The sequence below is a fragment of the Pantoea sp. BJFS-204 genome, from assembly GCF_049310725.1.
GTDB lineage: Bacteria > Pseudomonadota > Gammaproteobacteria > Enterobacterales > Enterobacteriaceae > Pantoea > Pantoea agglomerans.
In genome coordinates, this window is record NZ_JBMOWE010000002.1 from 495,052 (window position 1) to 520,356 (window position 25,305).

The 25,305-nt window shown below is 55.6% G+C and carries 24 protein-coding genes and 2 tRNA genes; 24 read left to right on the forward strand and 2 right to left on the reverse strand.

Annotation, left to right across the window (positions count from 1 at the left end):
• Window position 1 precedes the first annotated feature (1 nt).
• Together ACO6VX_RS09055 and ACO6VX_RS09060 are read left to right on the forward strand one after the other, a co-directional pair.
• A tRNA-Gln gene (locus ACO6VX_RS09055) sits at window positions 2-76 on the forward strand.
• Between the two features lie 30 nt (window positions 77-106).
• Window positions 107-181: transfer RNA gene (locus ACO6VX_RS09060), tRNA-Gln, on the forward strand.
• Window positions 182-280: 99 nt separating this feature from the next.
• Here the strand turns inward: ACO6VX_RS09060 and ubiF are convergent.
• Entirely contained in the window at window positions 281-1,453 is a 1,173-nt protein-coding gene (gene ubiF, locus ACO6VX_RS09065) for a 3-demethoxyubiquinol 3-hydroxylase (RefSeq protein ID WP_050680187.1), read from the reverse strand.
• Window positions 1,454-1,625: 172 nt separating this feature from the next.
• Here ubiF and miaB point away from each other — a divergent pair, with 172 nt between their 5' ends.
• The 9 genes from miaB to ACO6VX_RS09110 all read left to right on the forward strand — a co-directional run bounded on the left by miaB (window position 1,626) and on the right by ACO6VX_RS09110 (window position 11,044).
• Window positions 1,626-3,050: a tRNA (N6-isopentenyl adenosine(37)-C2)-methylthiotransferase MiaB gene (gene miaB / locus ACO6VX_RS09070; RefSeq protein WP_158131922.1), complete on the forward strand. Its 1,425-nt coding sequence runs from the start codon at window positions 1,626-1,628 to the stop codon at window positions 3,048-3,050.
• A 209-nt stretch (window positions 3,051-3,259) separates the two neighbouring features.
• Window positions 3,260-4,321: a PhoH family protein gene (locus tag ACO6VX_RS09075; protein ID WP_010258952.1), complete on the forward strand. Its 1,062-nt coding sequence runs from the start codon at window positions 3,260-3,262 to the stop codon at window positions 4,319-4,321.
• Entirely contained in the window at window positions 4,318-4,791 is a 474-nt protein-coding gene (gene ybeY / locus ACO6VX_RS09080; protein ID WP_033771130.1) for an rRNA maturation RNase YbeY, read from the forward strand. Before ACO6VX_RS09075 ends, ybeY begins: the two co-directional genes overlap by 4 nt.
• A gap of 82 nt (window positions 4,792-4,873) precedes the next feature.
• Window positions 4,874-5,755: a CNNM family magnesium/cobalt transport protein CorC gene (gene corC / locus ACO6VX_RS09085; protein ID WP_008925004.1), complete on the forward strand. Its 882-nt coding sequence runs from the start codon at window positions 4,874-4,876 to the stop codon at window positions 5,753-5,755.
• 4 nt (window positions 5,756-5,759) lie between these two features.
• A complete protein-coding gene (lnt, locus tag ACO6VX_RS09090; RefSeq protein WP_010258955.1) occupies window positions 5,760-7,283 on the forward strand; it encodes an apolipoprotein N-acyltransferase in 1,524 nt (507 codons plus the stop codon).
• Between the two features lie 440 nt (window positions 7,284-7,723).
• On the forward strand, window positions 7,724-8,620 hold the full coding sequence (locus ACO6VX_RS09095; protein WP_010258958.1) for an amino acid ABC transporter substrate-binding protein: 897 nt from the start codon (window positions 7,724-7,726) through the stop codon (window positions 8,618-8,620).
• Window positions 8,621-8,900: 280 nt separating this feature from the next.
• Window positions 8,901-9,641 (forward strand): amino acid ABC transporter permease, encoded by a 741-nt coding sequence (locus ACO6VX_RS09100; RefSeq protein ID WP_010258960.1) that lies wholly within the window; start codon window positions 8,901-8,903, stop codon window positions 9,639-9,641.
• Window positions 9,641-10,318, forward strand: coding sequence for a glutamate/aspartate ABC transporter permease GltK (gltK, locus tag ACO6VX_RS09105; RefSeq protein WP_010258961.1), 678 nt, complete (start codon window positions 9,641-9,643; stop codon window positions 10,316-10,318). The genes ACO6VX_RS09100 and gltK overlap by 1 nt, the downstream gene beginning before the upstream one ends.
• Complete coding sequence (locus ACO6VX_RS09110; RefSeq protein ID WP_010258962.1) at window positions 10,319-11,044, forward strand: amino acid ABC transporter ATP-binding protein; 726 nt, start codon at window positions 10,319-10,321, stop codon at window positions 11,042-11,044.
• Between the two features lie 58 nt (window positions 11,045-11,102).
• On the opposite strand, the gene ACO6VX_RS09115 is transcribed toward ACO6VX_RS09110, so the two are convergent.
• Entirely contained in the window at window positions 11,103-11,585 is a 483-nt protein-coding gene (locus tag ACO6VX_RS09115; protein WP_010258963.1) for a zinc ribbon-containing protein, read from the reverse strand.
• Between the two features lie 222 nt (window positions 11,586-11,807).
• Here ACO6VX_RS09115 and leuS point away from each other — a divergent pair, with 222 nt between their 5' ends.
• From leuS to lipA, 13 genes are all read left to right on the forward strand, one after another.
• The gene (leuS, locus tag ACO6VX_RS09120; RefSeq protein ID WP_010258964.1) at window positions 11,808-14,390 is read left to right on the forward strand and encodes a leucine--tRNA ligase; all 2,583 of its coding nucleotides are present in this window, start codon (window positions 11,808-11,810) and stop codon (window positions 14,388-14,390) included.
• Window positions 14,391-14,404: 14 nt separating this feature from the next.
• The gene (gene lptE / locus ACO6VX_RS09125) at window positions 14,405-15,004 is read left to right on the forward strand and encodes an LPS assembly lipoprotein LptE (protein ID WP_010258965.1); all 600 of its coding nucleotides are present in this window, start codon (window positions 14,405-14,407) and stop codon (window positions 15,002-15,004) included.
• Window positions 15,001-16,032: a DNA polymerase III subunit delta gene (gene holA / locus ACO6VX_RS09130; RefSeq protein ID WP_033785459.1), complete on the forward strand. Its 1,032-nt coding sequence runs from the start codon at window positions 15,001-15,003 to the stop codon at window positions 16,030-16,032. The genes lptE and holA overlap by 4 nt, the downstream gene beginning before the upstream one ends.
• Window positions 16,025-16,669, forward strand: a complete 645-nt coding sequence (nadD, locus tag ACO6VX_RS09135; RefSeq protein ID WP_022626055.1) for a nicotinate-nucleotide adenylyltransferase — start codon at window positions 16,025-16,027, stop codon at window positions 16,667-16,669. Before holA ends, nadD begins: the two co-directional genes overlap by 8 nt.
• Window positions 16,670-16,761: 92 nt before the next feature.
• A complete protein-coding gene (rsfS, locus tag ACO6VX_RS09140; RefSeq protein ID WP_010258968.1) occupies window positions 16,762-17,079 on the forward strand; it encodes a ribosome silencing factor in 318 nt (105 codons plus the stop codon).
• Window positions 17,080-17,082: 3 nt separating this feature from the next.
• Entirely contained in the window at window positions 17,083-17,553 is a 471-nt protein-coding gene (rlmH, locus tag ACO6VX_RS09145; protein WP_010258969.1) for a 23S rRNA (pseudouridine(1915)-N(3))-methyltransferase RlmH, read from the forward strand.
• A 34-nt stretch (window positions 17,554-17,587) separates the two neighbouring features.
• Window positions 17,588-19,492: a peptidoglycan DD-transpeptidase MrdA gene (mrdA, locus tag ACO6VX_RS09150; protein WP_010258971.1), complete on the forward strand. Its 1,905-nt coding sequence runs from the start codon at window positions 17,588-17,590 to the stop codon at window positions 19,490-19,492.
• Window positions 19,493-19,500: 8 nt separating this feature from the next.
• The gene (mrdB, locus tag ACO6VX_RS09155; protein WP_010258973.1) at window positions 19,501-20,613 is read left to right on the forward strand and encodes a peptidoglycan glycosyltransferase MrdB; all 1,113 of its coding nucleotides are present in this window, start codon (window positions 19,501-19,503) and stop codon (window positions 20,611-20,613) included.
• A gap of 10 nt (window positions 20,614-20,623) precedes the next feature.
• A complete protein-coding gene (gene rlpA / locus ACO6VX_RS09160; protein WP_010671273.1) occupies window positions 20,624-21,721 on the forward strand; it encodes an endolytic peptidoglycan transglycosylase RlpA in 1,098 nt (365 codons plus the stop codon).
• 131 nt (window positions 21,722-21,852) lie between these two features.
• Entirely contained in the window at window positions 21,853-23,064 is a 1,212-nt protein-coding gene (dacA, locus tag ACO6VX_RS09165; protein WP_010258977.1) for a D-alanyl-D-alanine carboxypeptidase DacA, read from the forward strand.
• A gap of 100 nt (window positions 23,065-23,164) precedes the next feature.
• On the forward strand, window positions 23,165-23,428 hold the full coding sequence (gene ybeD / locus ACO6VX_RS09170) for a DUF493 family protein YbeD (protein ID WP_003854030.1): 264 nt from the start codon (window positions 23,165-23,167) through the stop codon (window positions 23,426-23,428).
• An 80-nt stretch (window positions 23,429-23,508) separates the two neighbouring features.
• Entirely contained in the window at window positions 23,509-24,168 is a 660-nt protein-coding gene (lipB, locus tag ACO6VX_RS09175; protein WP_029519432.1) for a lipoyl(octanoyl) transferase LipB, read from the forward strand.
• A 169-nt stretch (window positions 24,169-24,337) separates the two neighbouring features.
• On the forward strand, window positions 24,338-25,303 hold the full coding sequence (gene lipA / locus ACO6VX_RS09180; RefSeq protein WP_010258979.1) for a lipoyl synthase: 966 nt from the start codon (window positions 24,338-24,340) through the stop codon (window positions 25,301-25,303).
• The last annotated feature ends 2 nt before the right edge of the window (window positions 25,304-25,305 follow it).

A 25,305-nucleotide genomic window follows, 5' to 3' on the forward strand; every position in this document is an offset into this window, starting at 1 on the left:
TTGGGGTGTCGCCAAGCGGTAAGGCACTGGTTTCTGATACCAGCATTCCGGGGTTCGAATCCCTGCACCCCAGCCATACAAAAGACAATTTGAAAAACACCATTATTGGGGTGTCGCCAAGCGGTAAGGCACTGGTTTCTGATACCAGCATTCCGGGGTTCGAATCCCTGCACCCCAGCCAAATTGCACAACCTGGCCCGCTTTTGCGGGCTTTGTTGTTTTTGTCGTTCCCCTTCCTGATTGCAGGCCCGCCGTGCGGCGAGCCAACATGCGCAATCTGCTATAACCCCAGCGCGTAGCGCAATACCTGCCGCTTCAGTACCCCGGAATGTTCGGCGGCAATCAATCCGAGATTACGTGCAAACCGCAGCGGTGCCAGCTGATTGCTGAAGGCAAAATAGAACAGATCCATACCGCCCTGCATCAGCATATTGTCTTTACGACGTTGCCGGTGATAGCGCTGCAATACGCGCTCGGATGCCCAATCTTCCGCCGCACCGCGTGCGCTGACCAGCACATTAATCAACGCATCAATATCGCGATAGCCCAGATTCACGCCCTGCCCGGCCAGCGGATTAATGGTATGCGCGGCATCACCGACCAGCGCCAGCCCTGGCAGGACATACCGTGAAGCGTGACGCCGTACCAGCGGGAAGCCGCCCGCCGCGTGGGCTTTAAAACGTCCCAGCCGCGCCGGGAAGTGGCTGGCTATCTCTTTTTCCAGCTGGGCCATCGGCATCGCCTGTAGCTGGCGGACTCTTGCGGGCGCGTCATACCAGACCAGCGAGGCCCGGTTGCCATACAGCGGTAAAAAGGCGCGCGGTCCCTGAGGCGTAAAGTGCTGCCAGGTCGCATCGCCTGCCGGATGTTCGCAGGTCACGCTGATCAGTAAACAGGATTGCGCATAGCTCCAGCCATGAATACCGATCCCGGCCATCTGTCGCACCTGAGAGTTCGCGCCATCAGCCCCAACCACCAGGCGGGTGTGTAAGGCTACGTCGTCGTTGAGGTCGATGCGCCAGCCGCCATTTTCTGGCTGCAGGTTCTCCAGTGTGGCCGGGCAATAGCAGGTCACGCCCAGCGACTGCATCTCCTCCCATAGCGCCCGCTGAAGCACGCTGTTCTCGACCATAAAGCCCAGCTCGGGCAGCCCCAGCGAGGCCGCATCAAAACTCACCTGCGCCGTCTGCCACTCCCAGGTTTCCAGCCTGCGATATGGGGCGCTGCGCATCGCCTCTACCCGTGGCCAGACGTTGAGTTGCTTCAGCAACCCCACCGAGGATGACCCAATCGCCGAAATTCGCAGATCGGGATCGCTGTCGGCATCAAAAGGCGCGGGTTCGGCACGCTCAATCACCGCAACGCGAAAATGTTGCTGCGTCAGTCCACAGGCCAGCGCCGCACCGACCATGCCACCGCCAACAATCACTACATCAAACTGATTATCCTGCATTGCTTATGTCCCTCTCTTATTCCCGCCAGCCTGCGCAACACGGGTCTGAATAAAGCAAAGTGTACCGGAAAACCGGATTGCTGGCAGAAAAGCCCTGAGGCTGGTCACAACAGCATCAAAGCATTACAATACGCGCCCCGCACTTCACTGCACTGAATCAATGGTTAGCGCGATGACAAAAAAACTGCATATCAAAACCTGGGGATGTCAGATGAATGAGTATGATTCATCCAAGATGTCTGATCTGCTGAACAGTACGCACGGCTATACGCTGACCGAGGTTCCTGAAGAGGCGGATATTCTGCTGCTTAACACCTGTTCTATTCGCGAGAAAGCGCAGGAGAAAGTATTCCACCTGCTGGGACGCTGGAGAAAACTCAAAGAGCGCAACCCGGATGTGATTATCGGCGTGGGCGGCTGCGTGGCGTCGCAGGAAGGGGATCATATCCGCCAGCGTGCGCCCTGCGTGGATATCGTTTTTGGTCCGCAGACACTGCACCGCCTGCCAGAGATGATCAACACCGTGCGCGGCACCAAAAGCCCGGTGGTCGACATCAGCTTCCCGGAAATCGAGAAATTTGATCGCCTGCCGGAACCGCGCGCAGACGGCCCGACTGCCTTTGTCTCCATCATGGAAGGCTGCAACAAATATTGTACTTTCTGTGTGGTGCCTTACACCCGTGGCGAGGAAGTGAGCCGTCCCAGCGATGACATTCTGCTGGAGATCGCTCAGCTGGCGGCGCAGGGCGTGCGTGAAGTTAACCTGCTTGGCCAGAACGTTAACGCCTATCGTGGTGCCACCTTTGATGGTGAAATCTGTACCTTCGCTGAGCTTCTGCGCCTGGTCGCCGCCATCGACGGTATCGACCGCATTCGCTTCACCACCAGCCACCCGATTGAGTTCACCGATGACATCATCGAGGTCTACCGCGATACGCCGGAACTGGTGAGCTTCCTGCACCTGCCGGTTCAGAGTGGATCAGACCGTATTCTGACGCTGATGAAGCGTGCTCATACCGCGCTGGAGTATAAGGCGATTATCCGCAAGCTGCGCGCGGCGCGCCCGGATATTGAAATCAGCTCTGACTTCATCATTGGTTTCCCCGGTGAAACTCAGCAGGATTTCGAGCAGACCATGAAGCTTATCGCCGAGATCAATTTCGACGTCAGCTTCAGCTTTATCTACTCTGCCCGTCCCGGCACGCCCGCCGCTGACCTGCCGGATGATGTCAGCGAAGAGGAGAAAAAGCAACGTCTGTGGATCCTGCAGGACCGCATTAACCAGCAGGCGCAGGCGATCAGTCGCCGCATGGTAGGCACAGTGCAGCGTATTCTGGTGGAAGGCATCTCCCGCAAGAACGTGATGGAAGTCTCTGGCCGCACCGAAAATAACCGCGTGGTGAATTTCGAAGGCTCGCCTGAAATGATCGGCCGCTTTGTGGATGTTGAAATTGTCGATGTCTACACCAACTCGCTGCGCGGCAAACTGGTGCGTACTGAAGAAGAGATGGGGCTGCGCATGTCGGAAAGCCCGGCGTCCGTGATCGCCCGTACGCGTAAAGAAAATGAAATCGGCGTGAGTCTGTTCCAGCCGTGATGCCTGCTTTACTGTGCGGCAGCGCGCATCGCGTTGCCGCCAATTTCACTTTGCACCACTTGCTTTCTGAAAGTGTCGCCCAAATATCTCTCCATAAGCTTGCGCCCAGGCGTTACGGCATAAATAATTTCGTTATGGTGCATCCGGTTAAGCTTAACGGTGCGTCAGACACATCCCATAACTGGCCCTGAGTGACCCAAAGGATTCGTTTGAATATCGAAACTCGTGAAATCGCCCTTGAACCGGCTGATAACCGTCGTCTGATGAGCCTGTGTGGGCCTTTCGACGATAATGTAAAACAGCTTGAGCGTCGTCTGGGCATTGAGATCAATCGTCGCGACAACGTTTTTAAGCTGTCAGGACGTCCACTTTGCGTCAATGCGGCAGCAGATATTCTGAAAACCCTCTATGTCGATACCGCGCCTGTGCGTGGCGACATCCCGGATATCGAGCCTGATCAGATTCACCTGGCGATCAAAGAGAGCCGGGTACTGGAGCAAACCGCTGAGAGCGTGCCGGAGTATGGTAAAGCGGTCAATATCAAGACCAAACGCGGTGTGATCAAGCCGCGCACCCCAAACCAGGCCCAGTACATCGCTAATGTGCTCGACCACGATATCACCTTTGGTGTCGGTCCGGCTGGTACCGGTAAAACCTATCTGGCGGTAGCCGCGGCAGTGGATGCGCTGGAGCGTCAGGAGATTCGCCGCATCATGCTGACCCGCCCTGCCGTCGAAGCGGGTGAAAAGCTGGGCTTTCTGCCAGGCGATCTGAGCCAGAAAGTCGACCCTTATCTGCGTCCGCTCTACGATGCGCTGTTCGAAATGCTCGGCTTCGAGCGGGTGGAAAAGCTGATGGAGCGCAACGTCATTGAAGTCGCCCCGCTGGCCTACATGCGTGGTCGTACCCTGAACGATGCGTTTATCATTCTTGATGAGAGCCAGAACACCACCATCGAGCAGATGAAAATGTTCCTGACGCGTATCGGCTTTAACTCTAAAGCGGTGATTACCGGCGACGTTACCCAGATTGACCTGCCGCGTCACGTTAAGTCAGGCCTGCGTCATGCCATTGAGGTGCTGGCGGACGTTGAAGAGATCAGCTTCAACTTCTTCCACAGCGAAGATGTGGTGCGCCATCCGGTAGTTGCCCGCATTGTCACCGCCTATGAAGCCTGGGAAGCGGCCGATCAGACCCGTCGTGACCAGCAGGCCGAAGAGCGTAAACGTGAAGCACTGGCTGCACAGAGCGCCACGCAGGAGAGCAAATGAGCGAGGTGATTCTCGACCTGCAGGTCGCCTGTGACAGCACCGCTGACCTGCCTGCTGAAAGCCAGTTTCATCGCTGGCTGTCAGCAGCTGTCACCCCTTTTCAGCCGGAAAGCGAAGTTACGGTGCGTCTGGTTGATGAAGCGGAGAGTCATGAGCTTAATCTGACTTATCGCGGCAAAGACAAGCCGACCAACGTCCTCTCTTTCCCGTTTGAAGCACCGCCGGGCATTGAGCTGCCGCTGCTGGGCGATCTGATCATCTGCCGCCAGGTCGTTGAGCAGGAAGCCGCTGAACAGGGTAAAAGCGCTGAAGCCCACTGGGCACATATGGTGGTACACGGCACGCTGCATCTGCTGGGTTACGACCATATTGAAGACGACGAAGCGGACGAGATGGAAGGGCTGGAGACCGAGATAATGCTTGCTCTTGGGTATCCTGATCCGTACATTTCGGAGAAAGAAGACGCCTGAATCCTGAATTCAGTCAATCCTGCTGTCAGTACAGGCTACTGACAGCACCTATTCCTCACCAGAGAGATCTTTAAAAACCGCCATGAGCGACGACCATTCTCAAAACAGCGATGCACCCAGTAGTAAAAAGGGATTTTTCTCCCTGTTGATCAACCAACTCTTTCACGGTGAACCAAAAAGCCGTGATGAGCTACTGGAGCTGATCCGCGACTCGAATAACAAAGAGCTGATTGACCAGGACACCCGCGACATGCTCGAAGGGGTACTGGATATTGCGGAGCAGCGCGTGCGTGACATCATGATCCCGCGCTCGCAAATGATCACCCTGAAACGTAATCAGAGCCTCGAAGAGTGTCTGGATGTCATCATCGAATCCGCCCATTCTCGTTTCCCGGTGATCAGCGAAGATAAAGATCATGTGGAAGGGATTCTGATGGCGAAAGATCTGCTGCCGTTTATGAGCAGCGAATCTGAGCCTTTCAGCATTGAGAAAGTGCTGCGTCCTGCGGTGGTTGTGCCTGAAAGTAAGCGTGTCGACCGGATGCTGAAAGAGTTCCGCTCCCAGCGTTACCATATGGCGATCGTCATTGATGAGTTTGGCGGTGTCTCCGGTCTGGTGACCATTGAAGACATCCTGGAGCTGATCGTCGGTGAAATTGAAGATGAGTATGACGACGAAGAAGATCGTGATATCCGTCAGCTCAACCGTCACACCTTTACCGTGCGCGCACTGACCGCCATTGAAGATTTCAACGAGGTGTTTGGCACCCAGTTCAGCGACGATGAAGTCGACACCATCGGTGGTCTGGTGATGCAGGGCTTCGGTCATCTGCCCGCTCGCGGTGAAAGCATCGAGATTGAGGGTTACCAGTTCAAGGTGGCGATGGCTGACAGCCGCCGCATCATCCAGGTTCACGTGACTATTCCGGAAAATTCGCCACAACCTCAACTGGAAGACGAATAAGTCTATGGCTTTAGCCTCACTCTACCCGCGTCAGCGGGTTCGCCTGCTGCTGGCTTTAATAACGGGTGCACTTGGCACCCTCGCCTTTTCTCCCTACGATTTCTGGCCCGCCGCACTGCTCTCGCTGTGCGGCTTACAGCTGCTGACTCTTAACCGCTCCAGCCCGCAGGCCAGCGCCATTGGGTTTGTCTGGGGTTTAGGTCTGTTCGGCAGTGGCATCAACTGGGTTTATGTCAGTGTCGCCACCTTTGGCGGCATGCCTGGCCCGGTCAATGTCTTTATCGTGGCGCTGCTGGCGGCTTATCTGGCGATCTACCCGGCGCTGTTTGCCGGCGTACTGAATCGCATCTGGCCGCGAACGACGCTGTGGCGCCTGGCGCTGGCGGCACCGGCATTGTGGCAGATCACCGAGTTCCTGCGCGGCTGGGTGCTGACCGGCTTTCCGTGGCTGCAGTTTGGTTACAGCCAGATCGATGGCCCGTTAAAAGGCCTGGCCCCACTGGCGGGCGTAGAGACGCTGACCTTCCTGCTGATGGTGGTGGCTGGCCTGCTGGCTTATGCCCTGCAACAGCGCAACGTCAGAAGTCTGGTAGCAGCGCTGCTGCTGCTGGCATTGCCATGGCCGTTGCGCTACATCCAGTGGGTTCAGCCGATGCCCGAGCGGGCCGTCGAGGTGGCGCTGGTGCAGGGAAACATCCCGCAATCGATGAAGTGGGATCCGCAGCAGCTGCTCACTACCCTGCGCATTTACAACGGTCTGAGTCAGCCGCTGATGGGCAAAGCGCCGATTATTATCTGGCCTGAATCGGCAATTACCGATCTGGAGAGTAATCAGCAGCCGTTCCTGCGTTCGCTGGATGACGAACTGCGTGAGCGCGGCAGCTCGCTGATCACCGGCATTGTGGACTCCCGGCTGGAGCAGAACCGATATCACGATTACAACACCGTGATCGTGCTGGGCGGTAAAGCGCCGTACAACTACTTCAGCGGCAATCGTTACCAGAAGAATCACCTGGTGCCATTTGGCGAATTTGTGCCGCTGGCCGATCTGCTGCGTCCGCTGGCCCCGTTCTTCGATCTGCCGATGTCGGCCTTCAGTCGTGGCAACTACCTCCAGCCGCAACTTAGCGTGGCGGGCTATAACCTGACCAGCGCCATCTGTTATGAGATCGTGCTGGGAGAACAGGTGCGGGCCAACTTCCATCCTGACACCAACTTCCTGCTCACCGTTTCGAACGATGCCTGGTTTGGTCACTCTATCGGCCCATGGCAGCACTTCCAGATGGCGAGGATGCGTGCGCTGGAACTGGGACGTCCGCTATTGCGCAGCACCAATAACGGTGTGACGGCGGTGGTCAATGCCAGTGGTGATGTGGAAGCCATGCTGCCGCAGTTTACCCGCGATGTGCTGACCAGCAAGGTTACGCCAACGCAGGGAGAAACCCCATATGCGCGGGCTGGCATCTGGCCAGTGTGGTCACTGACGCTGCTGGCGGCGGTGATAGCACTCCTGCGCCGTCGTCGATAACCTCCCCTCCTGTGCTCACTGAAGGCGAAGCACGTGCTTCGCCTTTTTCATGGTGACTCTCCGGTTTTTTTCACTCCCCACGCCGCACACTCTGCTGTCTTTCTAACCCATTACCTCTTTCTGGCACGATGATTGCAAAATGTTTCACTGCTTTTCGCAAACAGGCTGATTGCAGGCGCTGATGCCGGGCGGGTTGCACCAAAACAATTGACGCTGCTGCACCATTAACGCGCAGGGTGAAAAAATTGCCTTTTTTTGGTGCGTATCACCTCGCAAAAAAGAAACTTTTTTGTTTCATTGCGTTAACAATCCGCTATGTTAATGACTCTTCTGCGCCCGTTTAAACCGCAGAATGAGCAGAAACGCAGCAGAAAACAGACACAACATCATAATCAGCGCAGGTTATATCCTGTGCCTTTTTCATACGAAGGAGTTGGAACATGCAACTACGCAAAGTGGCATTATCTCTTCTGCTGATCAGCGCAGCGGCGGGAGCGGCCCAGGCGGAAGATCTCAGCGGCACCCTGAAGAAGATCAATGACAATGGCGTCATTGTGGTCGGGCATCGCGAATCATCAGTTCCCTTTTCTTATTATGACAACCAGCAAAAAGTCGTCGGCTACTCACAGGCTTACTCAAACGCCATCGTTGAAGCGATTAAAGCAAAGCTGAACAAGCCTGATCTGCAGGTCAAAATGATCCCGATCACCTCACAAAACCGTATTCCGCTGCTGCAAAACGGCACCTACGATTATGAGTGTGGCTCGACCACCAATAACCTTGAGCGCCAGAAACAGGCCGCCTTCTCAGACACTATTTTTGTTATCGGCACCCGTCTGCTGGTGAAGAAAGATGGCCCGATCAAAGATTTCGCTGACCTGAAAGGCAAAACCGTAGTGGTGACCTCAGGTACCACCTCTGAAGTGCTGCTGCACAAACTCAACGACGAACAGAAACTGGATCTGCGCATCATCAGCGCAAAAGATCACGGTGACTCCTTCCGTACGCTGGAAACCGGTCGTGCCGTGGCCTTTATGATGGATGATGCCCTGCTGGCAGGCGAACGCGCCAAAGCCAAAAAGCCGGACAACTGGGAAATTCTGGGCACGCCACAGTCAAAAGAAGCCTATGGCTGCATGCTGCGTAAAGATGATCCGCAGTTCAAAGCCCTGGTGGATGAAACCATTGCCAAAGCCCAGACCTCTGGCCAGGCAGAAAAATGGTTCGACACCTGGTTCAAACAGCCGATTCCACCAAAGAACCTGAACATGAACTTTGAGCTCTCTGATGACATGAAAGCGCTGTTCAAAACACCAAATGATAAAGCACTGAATTAACAACAAAATACCCAATGGATTTCAGATTGCATTGAGGCAGCAGAAAAATGACTCCCGATGAGCCTGCTCCGGTAAGTGATTCGGGTGAGTGAATGTAGCCAACAAAAATGCAGCCTGAAAGACGACGGGTATAACAAGGGCGGCCTGGCTGCCCTCTCGATTGCTGAAACCGCGGCATGGACAGACAGACTGATACGGGTCGTTCCCCTGAGTCAGGAAATAAAACGCCGTTCATCAATCTTCAGGGTAGCTTAGCTACCCTTTTTTTCCGGAGCTCGTTATGGGTATCGATTGGAACTGGGGCATATTCCTCGAACAGGCCCCGTTCGGTAACACGACCTACCTCGGCTGGCTGTGGTCCGGTTTTCAGGTGACGATTGCCGTCTCCTGCTGCGCCTGGATTATCGCCTTCTGCGTGGGTTCATTTTTCGGCATTCTGCGCACCGTGCCTAATCGCCTGCTGTCGACCATTGGCACCTGCTATGTCGAACTGTTTCGTAACATCCCACTGATCGTCCAGTTCTTCTTCTGGTATCTGGTGGCGCCCGAGCTGGTGGGCGAAAAGCTTGGCATGTGGTTTAAGTCTGAGCTGGATCCCAACATTCAGTTCTTCCTCTCCTCGATGATCTGTCTTGGCCTGTTTACCGCCGCCCGCGTCTGCGAGCAGGTGCGCGCAGCGATTCAGTCACTGCCGAGTGGACAGAAGAATGCCGGTCTGGCGATGGGATTAACCCTGCCGCAGACCTATCGCTATGTGCTGCTGCCGAATGCGTATCGCGTGATTGTGCCGCCGATGACCTCGGAAATGCTGAACCTGGTGAAGAACTCCGCTATCGCCTCCACCATTGGTCTGGTCGATATGGCGGCGCAGGCGGGCAAACTGCTCGACTATTCTGCCCACGCCTATGAATCCTTTACCGCCATTACGCTGGCCTACGTTGCGATTAACCTGGTGATTATGTTGTTGATGAGTCTGGTCGAGCGCAAAGTCCGGCTGCCAGGCAATGCGGGAGGCAAGTAATGTACGAGTTTGACTGGAGTTCGATTACACCCAGCCTGCCCTATCTGCTTAATGGCTTAGTGATCACCTTTAAGATCACGATTACCGCCGTGGTCTTCGGCATCCTGTGGGGCACTCTGCTGGCGGTGATGCGCCTGTCGACGTTTAAGCCTATCAGCTGGTTCGCTAAAATTTACGTCAACCTGTTCCGCTCGGTGCCGCTGGTTATGGTGCTGCTGTGGTTCTATCTGGTCGTGCCGAGTTTTCTGCAGCAGGTGCTGGGGCTGTCGCCCAAAACGGATATCCGACTGATTTCAGCCATGGTCGCCTTTTCGCTGTTCGAAGCGGCGTACTACTCTGAAATTATTCGCGCCGGCATCATCAGTATCTCGCGTGGACAGGGCAGTGCGGCTCTGGCGCTGGGCATGACGCAGTGGCAGGCAATGCGACTGATCATCCTGCCACAGGCGTTTCGCGCCATGGTTCCGCTGTTACTGACGCAGGGTATCGTGCTGTTCCAGGATACCTCGCTGGTTTATGTCTTAAGCCTGGCGGACTTCTTCCGTACCGCGTCCACCATTGGTGAGCGTGATGGCACCCAGGTTGAAATGGTTCTGTTTGCAGGTCTGGTCTACTTCGTTATCAGCCTGAGCGCATCGCTGTTGGTCAGCTATCTAAAAAGAAAAAGGACGGTTTAAATGATTAGCCTGAAAAATGTTTCTAAGTGGTATGGTCACTTTCAGGTGCTGACCGACTGCTCAACCGACGTCAAAACCGGTGAAGTGGTGGTGGTGTGCGGCCCGTCCGGCTCCGGTAAATCAACGCTGATCAAAACGGTGAACGGCCTTGAGCCGATTCAGCAGGGCGTGATTGCGGTGAACGGCACCGAGGTGAATAACAAAAAGACTAATCTTGCGCAGCTTCGCAGCCAGGTCGGGATGGTGTTCCAGCACTTCGAGCTGTTTCCGCATCTGAGCATTATCAACAACCTGGTTCTGGCGCAGGTGAAAGTGCTGAAGCGCGACAAAGCGGCAGCCCGCGATAAAGGGCTGAAGCTGCTGAAGCGTGTGGGTCTTTCCGCCCATGCTGAGAAGTTTCCCGGCCAGCTCTCAGGTGGTCAGCAGCAGCGTGTGGCGATTGCGCGAGCGCTCTGCATGGACCCTATCGCGATGCTGTTTGATGAACCCACCTCCGCGCTGGATCCGGAAATGATCAACGAAGTGCTGGATGTGATGGTTGAACTGGCACAGGAAGGGATGACGATGATGGTGGTGACCCATGAGATGGGCTTCGCCCGTAAGGTTGCCAATCGCGTGATCTTTATGGATGAAGGGAAAATTATCGAAGACACCAACAAAGATGACTTCTTTAATAACCCACAGTCTGAGCGCGCTAAAGATTTCCTCGCTAAAATTCTGCACTAAACCTGACGAACAGGCGGGTCACCCAGGGTGGCCCGCTTCATTTAGCTACGCCGCACTATCAGGGTTCAAACGGCTGACGCTGGAACTGATCGTTGCCGCATTCCGGACAACGTGACAGCGTTTCAGGCGTGTAGATTGCCCGGGTGAACTGGCATTTCTCACAGACCAGATTGCCCAGCCCCACCACTTCCCCACTCTGATAAACCCCGTGATGATGCAGATCCTGGAAGACCTCTCGCCACTCCAGCTGACTTTTATCGGTGATATCCGCCAGCTCTTTCCAGACGCTCTCACGGATGATGCGCATAAACAGTGAGTCCGCCAGCGGTTCTTCCACATCGGTGTAGCTGCGTGCAAACTCGCCCAGATCACGGCGCACTGAGCTGAGCGCCTGGTCAATCTCCTGTTCCGTCATATCATCGCGCACCAGCAACTGGCTTCGTCGCCCGGCAATCAGCTCATCAAGGTTACGATCGCCCTGACGAAGACGTTCAGTCAATACGGCTAACGACTCGCGATATTCCTGAGCCACTTTATTCATTTTGTTCTCCTTTATGCAGACCCTCGCTGAACTAAGTTTAGTCGTAATGTTGCTTTTGCCGTGTCGTCTGTACAGTGAATTACAAAAGGGTGAAGGCTCTGACGCTTTCGGCAGAAATCGTGCCGGCAAAAGTGGGAAGTGTTGTTGATACGCGGCCTTATGGGTATGCTATGCGGATCTTAGAGCCAGAAAAATGTTTTTCATAAAGGACCACAGGCAGCCATGCAAGAGCAATACCGCCCGGAAGAAATTGAATCCCGTGTGCAGCAGCACTGGGATGAAAACGAAACGTTTAAAGTGACTGAGCAGGAAGGTAAAGAGAAATACTATTGCCTCTCCATGTTGCCCTATCCTTCTGGCCGCCTGCACATGGGCCACGTTCGTAACTACACCATCGGCGACGTAATCGCGCGTTATCAGCGTATGCTCGGCAAAAACGTACTACAGCCGATTGGCTGGGATGCTTTCGGCCTGCCTGCGGAAGGCGCTGCGGTGAAAAACAACACCGCTCCGGCCCCGTGGACTTACGACAACATCGCCTACATGAAAAACCAGCTCAAACTGCTGGGCTTTGGCTATGACTGGAGTCGTGAACTGGCAACCTGCCAGCCAGAGTACTATCGCTGGGAACAGTGGTTCTTTACCAAACTGTATGAAAAAGGCCTGGTCTATAAAAAGACCTCTGCCGTGAACTGGTGCCCGAACGATCAGACGGTGCTGGCGAACGAGCAGGTGATCGACGGCTGCTGCTGGCGCTGCGACACCAAAGTTGAGCGTAAAGAGATCCCGCAGTGGTTTATCAAAATCACCGATTATGCGGAGGAGCTGCTGAACGATCTGGATACGCTGGAAGAGTGGCCTGAGCAGGTCAAAACCATGCAGCGTAACTGGATTGGCCGCTCTGAAGGTGTCGAAATCACCTTCGATGTGGCTGACAGCGAAGAGAAGGTCACTGTCTACACCACCCGCCCGGATACCTTTATCGGCGCAACCTATGTTGCCGTTGCCGCAGGCCATCCGCTGGCGACCCAGGCGTCGGTCAATAATCCGGCGCTGGCTGACTTTATCGCTGAATGTCGCAATACCAAAGTGGCTGAAGCCGATATGGCGACCATGGAGAAGAAAGGCATGGCGACCGGCCTGTCTGTTGTTCATCCGCTGACCGGCGAGCTTATCCCGGTCTGGGTTGCCAACTTCGTACTGATGGAATATGGCACCGGCGCTGTGATGGCGGTTCCGGCGCACGATCAGCGCGACTGGGAGTTTGCCACTAAATATGATCTGCCGATTAAGCCGGTCATCCTGAATCTGGATGGTTCCATTCCTGATGTCAGCATTGCGGCGATGACTGACAAAGGTGCGCTGTTCAACTCAGGTGAGTTTAACGGCATGGATCACGCCACCGGTTTTAACGCCATCGCGGATTCGCTGGCGGCAAAAGGCGTGGGCGTGCGTAAAGTGAACTACCGCCTGCGCGACTGGGGTGTCTCCCGTCAGCGCTACTGGGGTGCCCCTATCCCGATGGTGACGCTGGAAGATGGCACCGTTATGCCTGCACCAGAAGACCAGCTGCCGGTGATCCTGCCGGAAGATGTGGTGATGGATGGCATTACCAGCCCAATCAAAGCGGATCCGGAGTGGGCTAAAACCACGGTAAACGGCCAGCCTGCCCTGCGTGAAACCGACACCTTTGACACCTTCATGGAGTCTTCCTGGTACTACGCGCGTTATACCTGCGCCAGCTACAAGGAAGGCATGCTGGATCCGGCAGCGGCAAACTACTGGCTGCCGGTCGATCAGTATGTGGGCGGTATTGAACACGCCATCATGCACCTGATGTATTTCCGCTTCTTCCACAAGCTGCTGCGTGACGCGGGCCTGGTGAACTCCAATGAGCCAGCCAAACGTCTGCTGTGCCAGGGCATGGTGCTGGCTGACGCCTTCTACTACCTTGGTGCCAACGGCGAGCGTAACTGGGTTTCACCGGTTGACGTTGAGGTTGAGCGGGATGAGAAAGGCCGCATTGTTAAAGCCACAGACACGCAGGGCCGCGAAGTGATCTACGCGGGCATGAGCAAAATGTCGAAGTCGAAAAACAACGGCATCGACCCACAGCTGATGGTTGAGCGTTACGGCGCGGATACCGTGCGTCTGTTTATGATGTTTGCTTCACCGGCGGATATGACGCTGGAGTGGCAGGAGTCGGGCGTTGAAGGGGCGAACCGCTTCCTGAAACGTGTCTGGAAGCTGGTCTTCGAGCACACACAGAAAGGTGCGACCGTGGCACTGGATGTGGAGAGCCTGAATGACGAGCAGAAATCGCTGCGTCGCGATCTGCACAAAACCATCGCCAAAGTGGCAGATGATATTGGCCGTCGTCAGACTTTCAACACCGCCATTGCGGCGATCATGGAGCTGATGAACAAACTGGCACGCGCCCCGCAGGAAAGCGAGCAGGATCGCGCCCTGATGCAGGAAGCGCTGCTGGCCATCGTCCGTCTGCTCTATCCGTTTACCCCGCACGCCTGCTATGTTCTGTGGCAGACGCTGGGTGGCGAAGGCACTATCGATGAAGCGAGCTGGCCGGTTGCGGATGAAGCCGCTATGGTTGAAGATTCGCTGCTGGTAGTGGTTCAGGTTAACGGTAAAGTGCGCGGTAAAATCACCGTGCCAGCCGATGCAACACAGGAACAGGTTCAGGCACGCGCTGCGCAGGAGCATCTGGTAGCGAAGTATCTGGACGGCGTGACTATCCGTAAAGTCATTTATGTACCGGGCAAACTGCTTAACCTGGTCGTAGGTTAAGTTCAGGAGGAACTGTGCGACATCCGATTATCAGGCTGTTTGTCATGCTGGCGGTGGTGATCACCGCTGGCTGTGGTTTTCATCCGCGCGGCACCACTCAGGTGCCCAGCGAACTGAAAACCCTGATTGTTTCAACCGGCGATCCTTATGGGCCGCTGGCGCGTACTGTGCGTCAGCAGCTGCGTATCAACGATGTCAAAATTGTTGAAGACAGCAAACAGAATCGCACCGATATTCCAACGCTGCGCCTGGGGCCTGAATCCTCGGGCCGTAACACGGCTTCGGTCTTTATCAGCGGCACCACTGCCGAGTATCAGCTGGTGATGACCCTCACCGCACAGGTGCTGCTGCCGGGCAAAGGTATCTATCCTATCAGCACCACGGTTTATCGCTCGTTCTTCGATAACCCTAACGCTGCGCTGGCAAAAGATGCCGAGCAGGATCTGATTACGCAGGAGATGCGTCAGCGTGCTGCTGAGCAGCTGGTACGTAAACTGCTGACGGTACACGCCGCGCAGATCAACAGCAAAGAGACCTTACCGGCGTCAGTGATTCCGGTGCCGGGTCAGGGTTCACAGGAAGCGCCCACTTCCTCTGCTACCAGCCTGCAATGATCAGGATTTATCCTGAGCAACTCAGCGCGCAGCTCCGTGAGGGGCTGCGCGCCTGTTATTTGTTAGCCGGTAACGAACCGCTGCTGCTGCAGGAAAGTTCAGATGCGATTCGCGTCGCCGCAACCGCGCAGGGATTCGAAGAACATTTTAGTTTTACGCTGGATGCACAGACTGACTGGGAGAGCCTGTTTGTCAGTTGCCAGTCACTGAGTCTGTTTGCTCAGCGTCAGACCATGACGCTGCAATTCCCCGATAATGGCCCCAACGCCGCGATGGCAGAACAGCTGGTTAAGCTGTCACAGTTGCTGCACGCCGATATTCTGCTGATCTGCCGGATGGCGAAGCTGACCAAAGCGCAGGAAAACAGCGCCTGGTTTAAAGCGTTGTCCACCTCTGCGGTATTAGTGCCCTGTCAGACGCCTGAACAGGCGCAACTGCCACGCTGGGTCGTTAATCGCGCTAAGGCGCTGAAATTATCGGTGGATGACGCGGCCGTGCAGCTGTTGTGTTACTGCTATGAAGGTAATCTGCTGGCGCTGGCGCAGGCGCTGGAGCGGCTTTCGCTGCAGTGGCCCGATGGCAAGCTGACCCTGCCCCGGGTTGAAGAGGCGGTCAGTGATGCCGCGCATTTTACTCCTTTCCACTGGGTGGATGCCCTGCTGGCGGGAAAAAGCCGCCGCGCCCTGCATATTCTGCATCAGCTGGAGAAAGAAGAGAGCGAAGTGGTGATACTGCTGCGTACGCTGCAGCGCGATCTGCTGACGCTGCTGCATCTGCAACGCCACCAGACAGCGCAGCCGCTGCGTACGCTGATGGATCAGCAGCGTATCTGGCAGAACCGCCGCGCGCTGTTTACCGACGCGCTGCAACGGCTGGATGCCACGCGTCTGCAACGCGCCATTCATCTGCTGAGTCAGATTGAGATCACCCTGAAGCAGGATTATGGACAGCCGGTGTGGCCGCAGTTACAGACCCTGACGCTGCTGCTCAGCAGTCGTGCTTTTCCGACGAGCTTTGCCCATGTCTGAGTTACACGCACTGTTTGGCGGCACCTTTGATCCGATTCATTTTGGCCATCTGCGCCCGGTCGAAGCGCTGGCGCAACAGACCGGCCTGCAGCGTGTGACGCTGCTGCCCAACAATGTGCCGCCGCATCGTCCGCAACCGGAAGCCAGCGCTGCCCAGCGGGTTGCTATGCTGCGCTGCGCTATCCGCGACCTGCCGCTGTTTGAGATCGATACCCGGGAGCTGGAACGCGACACGCCGTCCTGGACCGTGACCACCCTGGAAGCCTGGCGCACCGAGCGCGGTGCAGAGCAGCCGCTGGGATTTATTATTGGTCAGGATTCATTGCTGAGCTTATCAAAATGGCATCGCTGGCAGGATCTGCTGTCACTCTGCCATCTGCTGGTGTGCCAGCGCCCCGGCTATCCGACCCGGTTCGACTCGCCTGACATGCAGCGCTGGCTTGAGCAACACCTCGCTCAGGATATCCGGCAGCTGCATCAGCAGCCCGCAGGCCATATCTGGCTGGCGGACACTCCTCTCTATGACATTTCGGCCACTGAAATTCGCCGTCGTCGCCACCAGAATCAGCCCTGCGACGATCTGTTGCCCGCTGCGGTTATCGATTATATCGACCGCGAAGGCTTATATCGCGACTGATCCGGGCATGCTATACTACGCCGCTTAATTTTTTGGCTGCACTCTCCGGGCTTACAGCCGGCTCGTTACCACCAGATTCCAAGGGGAACCTTTTGCAAGGTAAAGCACTCCAAGAGTTCGTTATTGATAAGATTGATGATCTCAAAGGCCAGGACATTGTCACCATCGACGTTCAGGGCAAATCCAGCATCACCGATTTCATGATCATCTGCACCGGCACCTCCACGCGTCATGTGACTTCGATCGCAGAACACGTAGAGCAGGAGTCGCGTTTAGCAGGCCTGATGCCATTAGGCATTGAAGGTAAAAGCGCGGCAGACTGGGTCGTGGTCGATCTGGGTGATGTCATCGTGCATGTGATGCAGGAAGAGAGTCGCCAGCTGTATGAGCTGGAAAAACTCTGGGGCTAATCGGTGAAACTGCAACTTGTTGCCGTCGGCACGAAAATGCCTGACTGGGTGCAGACCGGTTTTATGGAATATCTGCGCCGCTTCCCGAAAGATATGCCGCTTGAGCTGACCGAAGTGACCGCAGGTAAACGCGGTAAAAATGCTGATATCAAACGCATTCTTGAAAAAGAGGGTGAAGCGATGTTAGCGGCGGTCGGCAAAGGCAATCGCATCGTCACGCTGGATATTCCTGGTCATCCGTGGGAAACCCCGCAGCTGGCACAGCAGATTGAACGCTGGAAGCTGGATGGTCGCGATGTCAGCCTGCTGATTGGCGGGCCTGAAGGCCTGGCCCCCGCCTGTAAAGCGGCGGCAGAGCAGAGCTGGTCACTGTCAGCATTGACGTTGCCCCATCCGCTGGTGCGCGTGCTGGTAGCCGAAAGTCTGTATCGGGCCTGGAGCATAACGACAAATCATCCTTATCATCGTGAATGACCGATCAGCCCACATCAGACATGACAAGTAGCGGATGAAATTACAAAGCAACGCCTTTCGCGATTACAGCGCCGAACAGAAACTCTTTGTCCGTCGGGCCTTTATCGCCTTCGTCGGTATCTTACTGCTCTCTTCAGTACTGGTGGTTAACCTTTACCACCTGCAGATCCTTCGCTTTGATGATTACAGCACCCGCTCCAACCAGAACCGTATCAAACTGGTGCCTGTGGCCCCCAGCCGCGGCATAATTTACGATCGTACCGGCACGCCGCTGGCGCTGAACCGCACCATCTATCAGGCAGAACTGGTTCCGGAAAAAGTTGATAATCTGCAACAGACCCTGGAAAACTTACGCCCGATTCTTGAGCTGACTGACGACGACCTCGAAAACTTCCAGAAAGAGCGTAAACGCTCGCGTCGGTTCACCTCTATCCCGGTTAAAACCGGTCTGAATGACGTGCAGGTCGCGCGCTTTGCGGTCAATCAGTACCGCTTCCCCGGCGTGGAAGTTAAAGGTTACCAGCGCCGCTACTACCCTTACGGTGCCACGCTGACGCATGTGGTCGGCTACGTCTCAAAAATCAACGATCGTGACGTTGCACGCCTCGACAAAGAGGGCATATGGCCTAACTACGCCGCGACGCACGACATCGGTAAGCTGGGCATTGAAGCCTATTACGAAAATTTGCTGCACGGCAAAACCGGCTTTGAAGAGGTTGAGGTCAACAACCGTGGCCGGGTCATTCGCCAGCTGCATGAGGAGTCCCCTCAGGCAGGCCGTGATATCTATCTGACTATCGATCTCAAACTGCAGCAATATGTCGAGACCCTGCTGGCGGGCAGTCGCGCGGCCGTCGTGGTCAGCGATCCGCGCACCGGCGAAATCCTCGCCATGGTCTCAACGCCCAGCTATGACGCCAACATGTTTGTCGACGGTATTTCCAGTAAGGATTACCGCGGCCTGCTGGAAGATGAAAACCGCCCGCTCTATAACCGTGCGATTCAGGCTGCATATCCACCGGCTTCGACGGTTAAACCTTATGTGGCGGTCTCTGCCCTGAGTGCTGGCGTGATTAACCGTAATACCAGCCTGTTTGATCCCGGCTGGTGGCAACTTCCTGGTTCAGAAAAACGCTTCCGCGACTGGAAAAAATGGGGCCACGGGCGTCTGAACGTCACCAAAGCGCTGGAAGAGTCTGCCGATACCTTCTTCTATCAGGTTGCCTATGACATGGGTATCGACCGGCTGTCGGAGTGGATGAATAAATTTGGTTACGGCAGCCGTACCGGCATCGATTTACCGCAGGAGAGCGCCGGTAACATGCCGACCCGTGACTGGAAACAGAGACGCTTTAAAAAGCCGTGGTATCAGGGCGATACCATTCCGGTGGGGATCGGACAGGGTTACTGGACCGCTACGCCGTTGCAGATGAACAAAGCGATGATGATTCTGATCAACGACGGCGTCGTCAAAGTGCCGCATATGCTGCGCGCCACCCGCGAAGGCCGTACCCTGGTACCTTATCGCCAGCCGCCTGAAGCCCCGATTGGTGATATCCATTCCGGCTACTGGGAAATTGCTAAAGATGGCATGTATGGCGTGGCGAACCGGCCCAACGGCACCGCGCACAAGAGCTTCGCCGATGCGCCCTATAAAATCGCCGCCAAGTCCGGTACGGCGCAGGTCTTTGGCCTGAAAGAGAACGAAACTTATAACGCCCATAAAATTGCTGAACGATTACGCGACCATAAATTAATGACCGCGTTTGCCCCTTATGACAAACCTCGGGTCGCCGTGACCATTATCCTGGAAAACGGTGGCGCCGGTCCGGCTGTCGGCACCGTCATGCGCCAGATTCTGGATCACATTATGTTGGGTGATAACAATACAGTCCTGCCGGACGCCGCTCCTGTGCCGCCCGGTTATGAAGGTGAATAAACATGTCGATGCAAGATAGTCCGCAGAAACGTTCGATCTGGATGCGCATCCACATCGATCCGCTGTTTATGCTGATCATTCTCGGCCTGCTGACCTACAGCGCTGTGGTGATCTGGAGCGCCAGTGGTCAGGACCCCGGCATGATGGAGCGTAAACTCGGTCAGATCGCGATGGGGCTGGTCATCATGATTGTGCTGGCGCAGGTACCGCCGCGCGTCTATGAAGGCTGGGCGCCCTATCTCTATATTGTCTGTGTCATTCTGCTGGTGGCGGTGGATGCCTTTGGGCAGATCAGTAAAGGCGCTCAACGCTGGCTCGATCTCGGCTTTGTGCGTTTTCAGCCCTCTGAGATTGCCAAGATAGCAGTGCCTTTGATGGTGGCGCGCTTTATCAATCGCGATGTCTGTCCGCCGACGCTGAAAAATACCGGCATTGCGCTGATTCTGATCTTCCTGCCCACCCTGCTGGTGGCGGCACAGCCCGATCTCGGCACCTCGATTCTGATTGCCGCCTCCGGCTTGTTTGTGCTGTTCCTCTCGGGTATGAGCTGGAAACTGATTGGCGTAGCCGTGTTGCTGGTCGCCGCCTTTATCCCGATTTTGTGGTTTTTCCTGATGCACGATTATCAGCGTGACCGCGTGATGATGCTGCTCGACCCGGAAACAGATCCGCTGGGAGCGGGTTATCACATTATCCAGTCGAAAATTGCTATTGGCTCAGGAGGTCTGCGCGGTAAAGGCTGGCTGCAGGGCACCCAGTCTCAGCTGGAGTTTTTACCGGAACGTCATACCGACTTTATCTTTGCGGTTCTGGCCGAAGAGTTAGGCCTGGTTGGCGTGCTGCTGCTGCTGGCCCTTTATCTGCTGCTGATCATGCGGGGATTGGTGGTGGCAGCCCGGGCGCAGACCACCTTTGGCCGGGTAATGGCGGGCGGTTTAATGCTGATTTTATTCGTTTATGTTTTCGTTAACATTGGCATGGTTAGTGGTATCTTACCGGTAGTTGGCGTGCCGCTGCCGCTGGTCAGTTATGGCGGCTCCGCGCTTATCGTGCTTATGGCGGGATTTGGCATTGTGATGTCGATCCACACTCACCGAAAAATGTTATCTAAAAGTGTCTAAGAGGCTGCAGATGCGTAAGGAATGGCTTGGCGTTGCACTGGCATCACTGGTTCTGGCGGCCTGTACCACGCCGGAACCCCAAAATACGGCGCCGCCGCAACCGGCTTACAATGGACCGGTGGTGGAGATTCCAGGCGTTGAGCCACGTTATGAGCCGATCAATCCGGGCACCAGCCAGGATTACAGCGTGAACGGCAAAAATTATCGCGTCATCAAAGATCCGTCGAACTACAGTGAAGTCGGCCTGGCCACCTGGTACGGTGAAGAGGCGCAGGGCAACCGCACCGCCACCGGCGAAGCCTACGATCCCGATGCACTGACCGCGGCCCACCCTACTCTGCCGCTGCCGAGCTATGTGCGCGTGACCAATATCGCGAATGGCCGTCAGATTGTGGTGCGCGTTAACGATCGCGGCCCTTACACGCCAGGACGCATTATCGACCTGTCGCGGGCTGCCGGTGACCGCCTGAATATCTCCAACAATTCGCGCGTGCGGGTTGATTACATCAAGGTCGCCCCAGACGGCTCGCTCTCTGGCCCCGGCACCATCGGGACCGTCGTGGCAAAACAGAGCTACTCTCTGCCTGCCCGTCCGGACCTGAGTGGTGGCGCGGTGATGAACGGCGGCAGCGCAGCCCCCTCAGAGCCGCCTGCGCAAAATGTTGAGGCCATCAGCAACAGTACGCTGCAAAGCGGTGACAACATGGGCGCGCCGGTGCAGAGCAGCGGCTTTCTTGGTGCACCCCAGCCATTAGCAACCGGCGTACTGGAAGGTAATGAACCGCCAGCCGCCGCACCCGCCAGTTCCGCACCGGCAGTCAGCAATGCTGCTCCCGCAGCAGCCAGCGCCGCGCCTGCAGCCAGCAGTGGTGGTGCCGATGGATATGTGGTGCAGGTCGGTGCGCTGAATGACCCGGCGCGTGCCCAGCAGATGATGAAAAGCCTGAGCCAGCGTTATGGCGTGCCCGGTAAGGTAGAAGACGCGGGCAACAATGTGTATCGCGTTCAGCTCGGCGGTTACGCCTCCCGCGCCGAAGCGGCAGCGCTGCAACAGCGTCTGAGCAGTGAAGGCCAGGCCGCCTCATTTATTACTAACACGCGTCGCTGAACCGTTTATCAGACAGCTGCACGTTACGTCTGCTAACAACCCAATCATCACGCCCGGTGCCAGTTAATCTGGCATTGGGTATGATGAGTGACATTTTCAACCTCAAACTCACGGATGTTGTAGTCCTACACATGAACACGCTGAAATCATCTCGTTTGCTGAAACGCCTGACAGTGGGATCACTGATCGCTTTCTCTCTCAGCCATGCTGCTATTGCTGATGACGTCAATCTCAAGACCATGATTCCGGGCGTGCCGGACATTGATGCCGAAGCGTATGTCCTTATCGACTACAACTCAGGCAAAGTGCTGGCAGAGAAAAATGCCGATGCACGCCGCGATCCTGCCAGTCTGACCAAGATGATGACCAGCTATGTCATTGGTCAGGCCGTTAAAGCGGGTAAAATTCATCAGGACGATATGGTCACCGTCGGCCCGGATGCCTGGGCGACCGGCAACCCGGTGTTCAAAGGCTCCTCGCTGATGTTCCTCAAGCCAGGCGACCGCGTGCCGGTCTCTCAGCTGACCCGTGGGATTGTGCTGCAGTCCGGTAACGACGCCTGTGTTGCAATGGCTGACTATGTCGCTGGCAGCCAGGATGCGTTCGTTAATCTGATGAACAACTACGTCAAAGCGATTGGTCTGCAGAATACCCACTTCCAGACTGTTCATGGTCTGGACGCGGAAGGTCAGTACAGCTCCGCGCGCGATATGGCGTTGATCGGTCAGGCGCTGATCCGTGACGTGCCGGAAGAGTATGCTGTCTATAAAGAGAAAGAGTTCACCTTCAACAATATCCGTCAGATGAACCGTAACGGTCTGCTGTGGGATACCAACCTGAATGTGGACGGCATCAAAACAGGTCACACTAACTCAGCCGGCTATAACCTGGTAGCGTCTGCGACTGAAGGCCAGATGCGCCTGATCTCCGCAGTCATGGGCGGTCATACCTACAAAGGCCGTGAAACTGAGAGTAAGAAACTGCTCACCTGGGGCTTCCGTTTCTTTGAAACCGTGGCGCCACTGAAAGCGGGCAAAGAGTTCGCCTCTGAGCCAGTCTGGTTCGGCGATAACGACCGTGTGCAGCTGGGCGTGGAAAAAGATGCTTACCTGACCATCCCACGTGGCCGCATGAAAGATCTGAAAGCCAGCTATGTGCTGACCAACACGGAACTGCATGCACCACTGAAGAAAAATCAGGTGGTCGGCAGCATCAACTTCCAGCTGGATGGCAAGACTATCGAACAGCGTCCGCTGGTGGTGCTGAACGAGATCTCTGAAGGAGGTTTCTTTGGCCGTATCGTTGATTACATCAAGCTGATGTTCCATCACTGGTTCGGTTAAGCGTGGCGGGTGATTGAAAAATCACCCCTTCGCCCCCATTACACGATATTATGTTGCTCCCGCTCAGGCGGGAGCCTGTTTTTTATGCACCGGAGTTAATATGAAAACCAAACTGAATGAGCTGCTCGAATTTCCTACCCCATTTACGTACAAAGTAATGGGTCTGGCACAACCGGAGCTGGTTGATCAAGTGGTTGAAGTGGTGCAACGCCATGCGCCAGGCGACTACAGCCCTGAAGTTAAGCCGAGCAGCAAAGGCAACTATCACTCCGTCAACATCACTATCACCGCTACCCACATCGAGCAGGTAGAACGCCTGTACGAAGAGCTTGGCAACATCGAAATTGTGCGGATGGTACTGTAATTTACGGGTCGGCAAGGCGCCTCTGCCTGACGGTTTGCCGACGTTATCCTCAGCGTTATTTCCTTTAGCGGGCTTTCGTTTTGTCAGTTGAAACTCTTCTTGTCCGCCAGTCAGGTCTGCGCGACTGGCAATCTGTCTCCGACGCCATGCATCACTATACCGACCAGCGCAACGACCAGAGTCGTGATGAAATCTGGCTGGTTGAACATCCTCCGGTCTTTACTCAGGGTCAGGCGGGCAAAGCAGAGCATCTGCTGATGCCAGGCGAGATCCCGGTGGTGCAGAGTGACCGTGGGGGTCAGGTCACCTATCACGGGCCAGGACAGCAGGTGATGTACGTCCTGATCGATGTAAAACGCCGTAAGCTCGGCGTACGCCAGCTGGTGACCATTCTGGAAGAGACGGTTATCGCCACCCTGGCAGAGTTTGGCGTCAGCGCCCGCGCCCGTGCTGATGCACCTGGCGTCTACGTCGGGGAAGAGAAGATCTGTTCACTGGGATTACGCATCCGTAAAGGCTGCTCGTTTCACGGTCTGGCGCTGAATGTTGCTATGGATTTGTCGCCCTTCCTGCGCATCAATCCCTGTGGTTACGCCGGCATGAGCATGACCCAGTTGAAAAATTTCCAGCCAGAGGTGACGACGGAGCAGGTACACTCTCCGCTGGTCAGCGCGTTTGCGCGGCTGTCAGGTTATGAAAATGTTGAATGGATTTCAGGGGATCTCCCTGTTAAACCTTAACGCAGAATGCGAATTTACAAATATGTAACTTATCCGCGCTGACTGTGGCTGCTTCGCAGGCGATGTGATGATATAATTTTTGCACTTTTTTCAAATAAAGTTGAAAGCAGCCTTCCCGGTTTGAGTGGGAACGCTTTCAAATCGCAATCCGACCGGAACCTGCTGATTTATGAGTAAACCAATTCAGATGGAACGCGGCGTCAAATATCGTGACGCAGACAAAATGGCGCTGATCCCGGTGAAAACCGTGGCTGTTGAACGGCAGGAGATGTTGCGTAAGCCGGAATGGATGAAAATCAAGCTGCCAGCTGACTCCAGTCGTATTCAGGGCATTAAGGCCGCGATGCGCAAAAACGGGCTGCACTCAGTCTGTGAAGAGGCATCCTGTCCTAACCTCGCCGAATGCTTCAACCACGGCACCGCCACCTTTATGATCCTTGGCGCAATCTGTACCCGTCGTTGTCCGTTCTGCGATGTGGCACATGGCCGCCCCAATGCCCCTGACGCTAACGAACCCGCTAAACTGGCGCAGACGATTGCCGATATGGGCCTGCGCTACGTGGTGATCACCTCGGTTGACCGCGATGATTTGCGTGATGGTGGCGCACAGCACTTTGCCGACTGCATCAGCGCGATTCGCGAAAAAAATCCGACGATCAAAATCGAAACGCTGGTGCCGGACTTCCGTGGCCGTATGGATCGCGCGCTGGAGATTCTTACCGCGACGCCACCGGATGTGTTTAACCACAATCTGGAAAACGTACCGCGAGTCTACCGCCAGGTGCGTCCGGGCGCGAACTACGAGTGGTCACTGAAGCTGCTTGAACGATTCAAAGAGGCGCATCCTCACATCCCGACAAAATCGGGTCTGATGGTGGGCCTGGGCGAAACCAATGCCGAAATCGTTGAAGTGATGCGCGATCTGCGTCGCCATGGTGTCACCATGCTGACGCTGGGCCAGTATCTGCAGCCGAGCCGCCACCACCTGCCGGTTCAGCGCTACGTCAGCCCGGCTGAGTTCGATGAGATGAAAGAAGAAGCGATGGCGATGGGCTTTACCCATGCCGCGTGCGGTCCGTTTGTCCGCTCTTCCTATCATGCGGATATGCAGGCCAAAGGCGAAGAAGTGAAATAAGC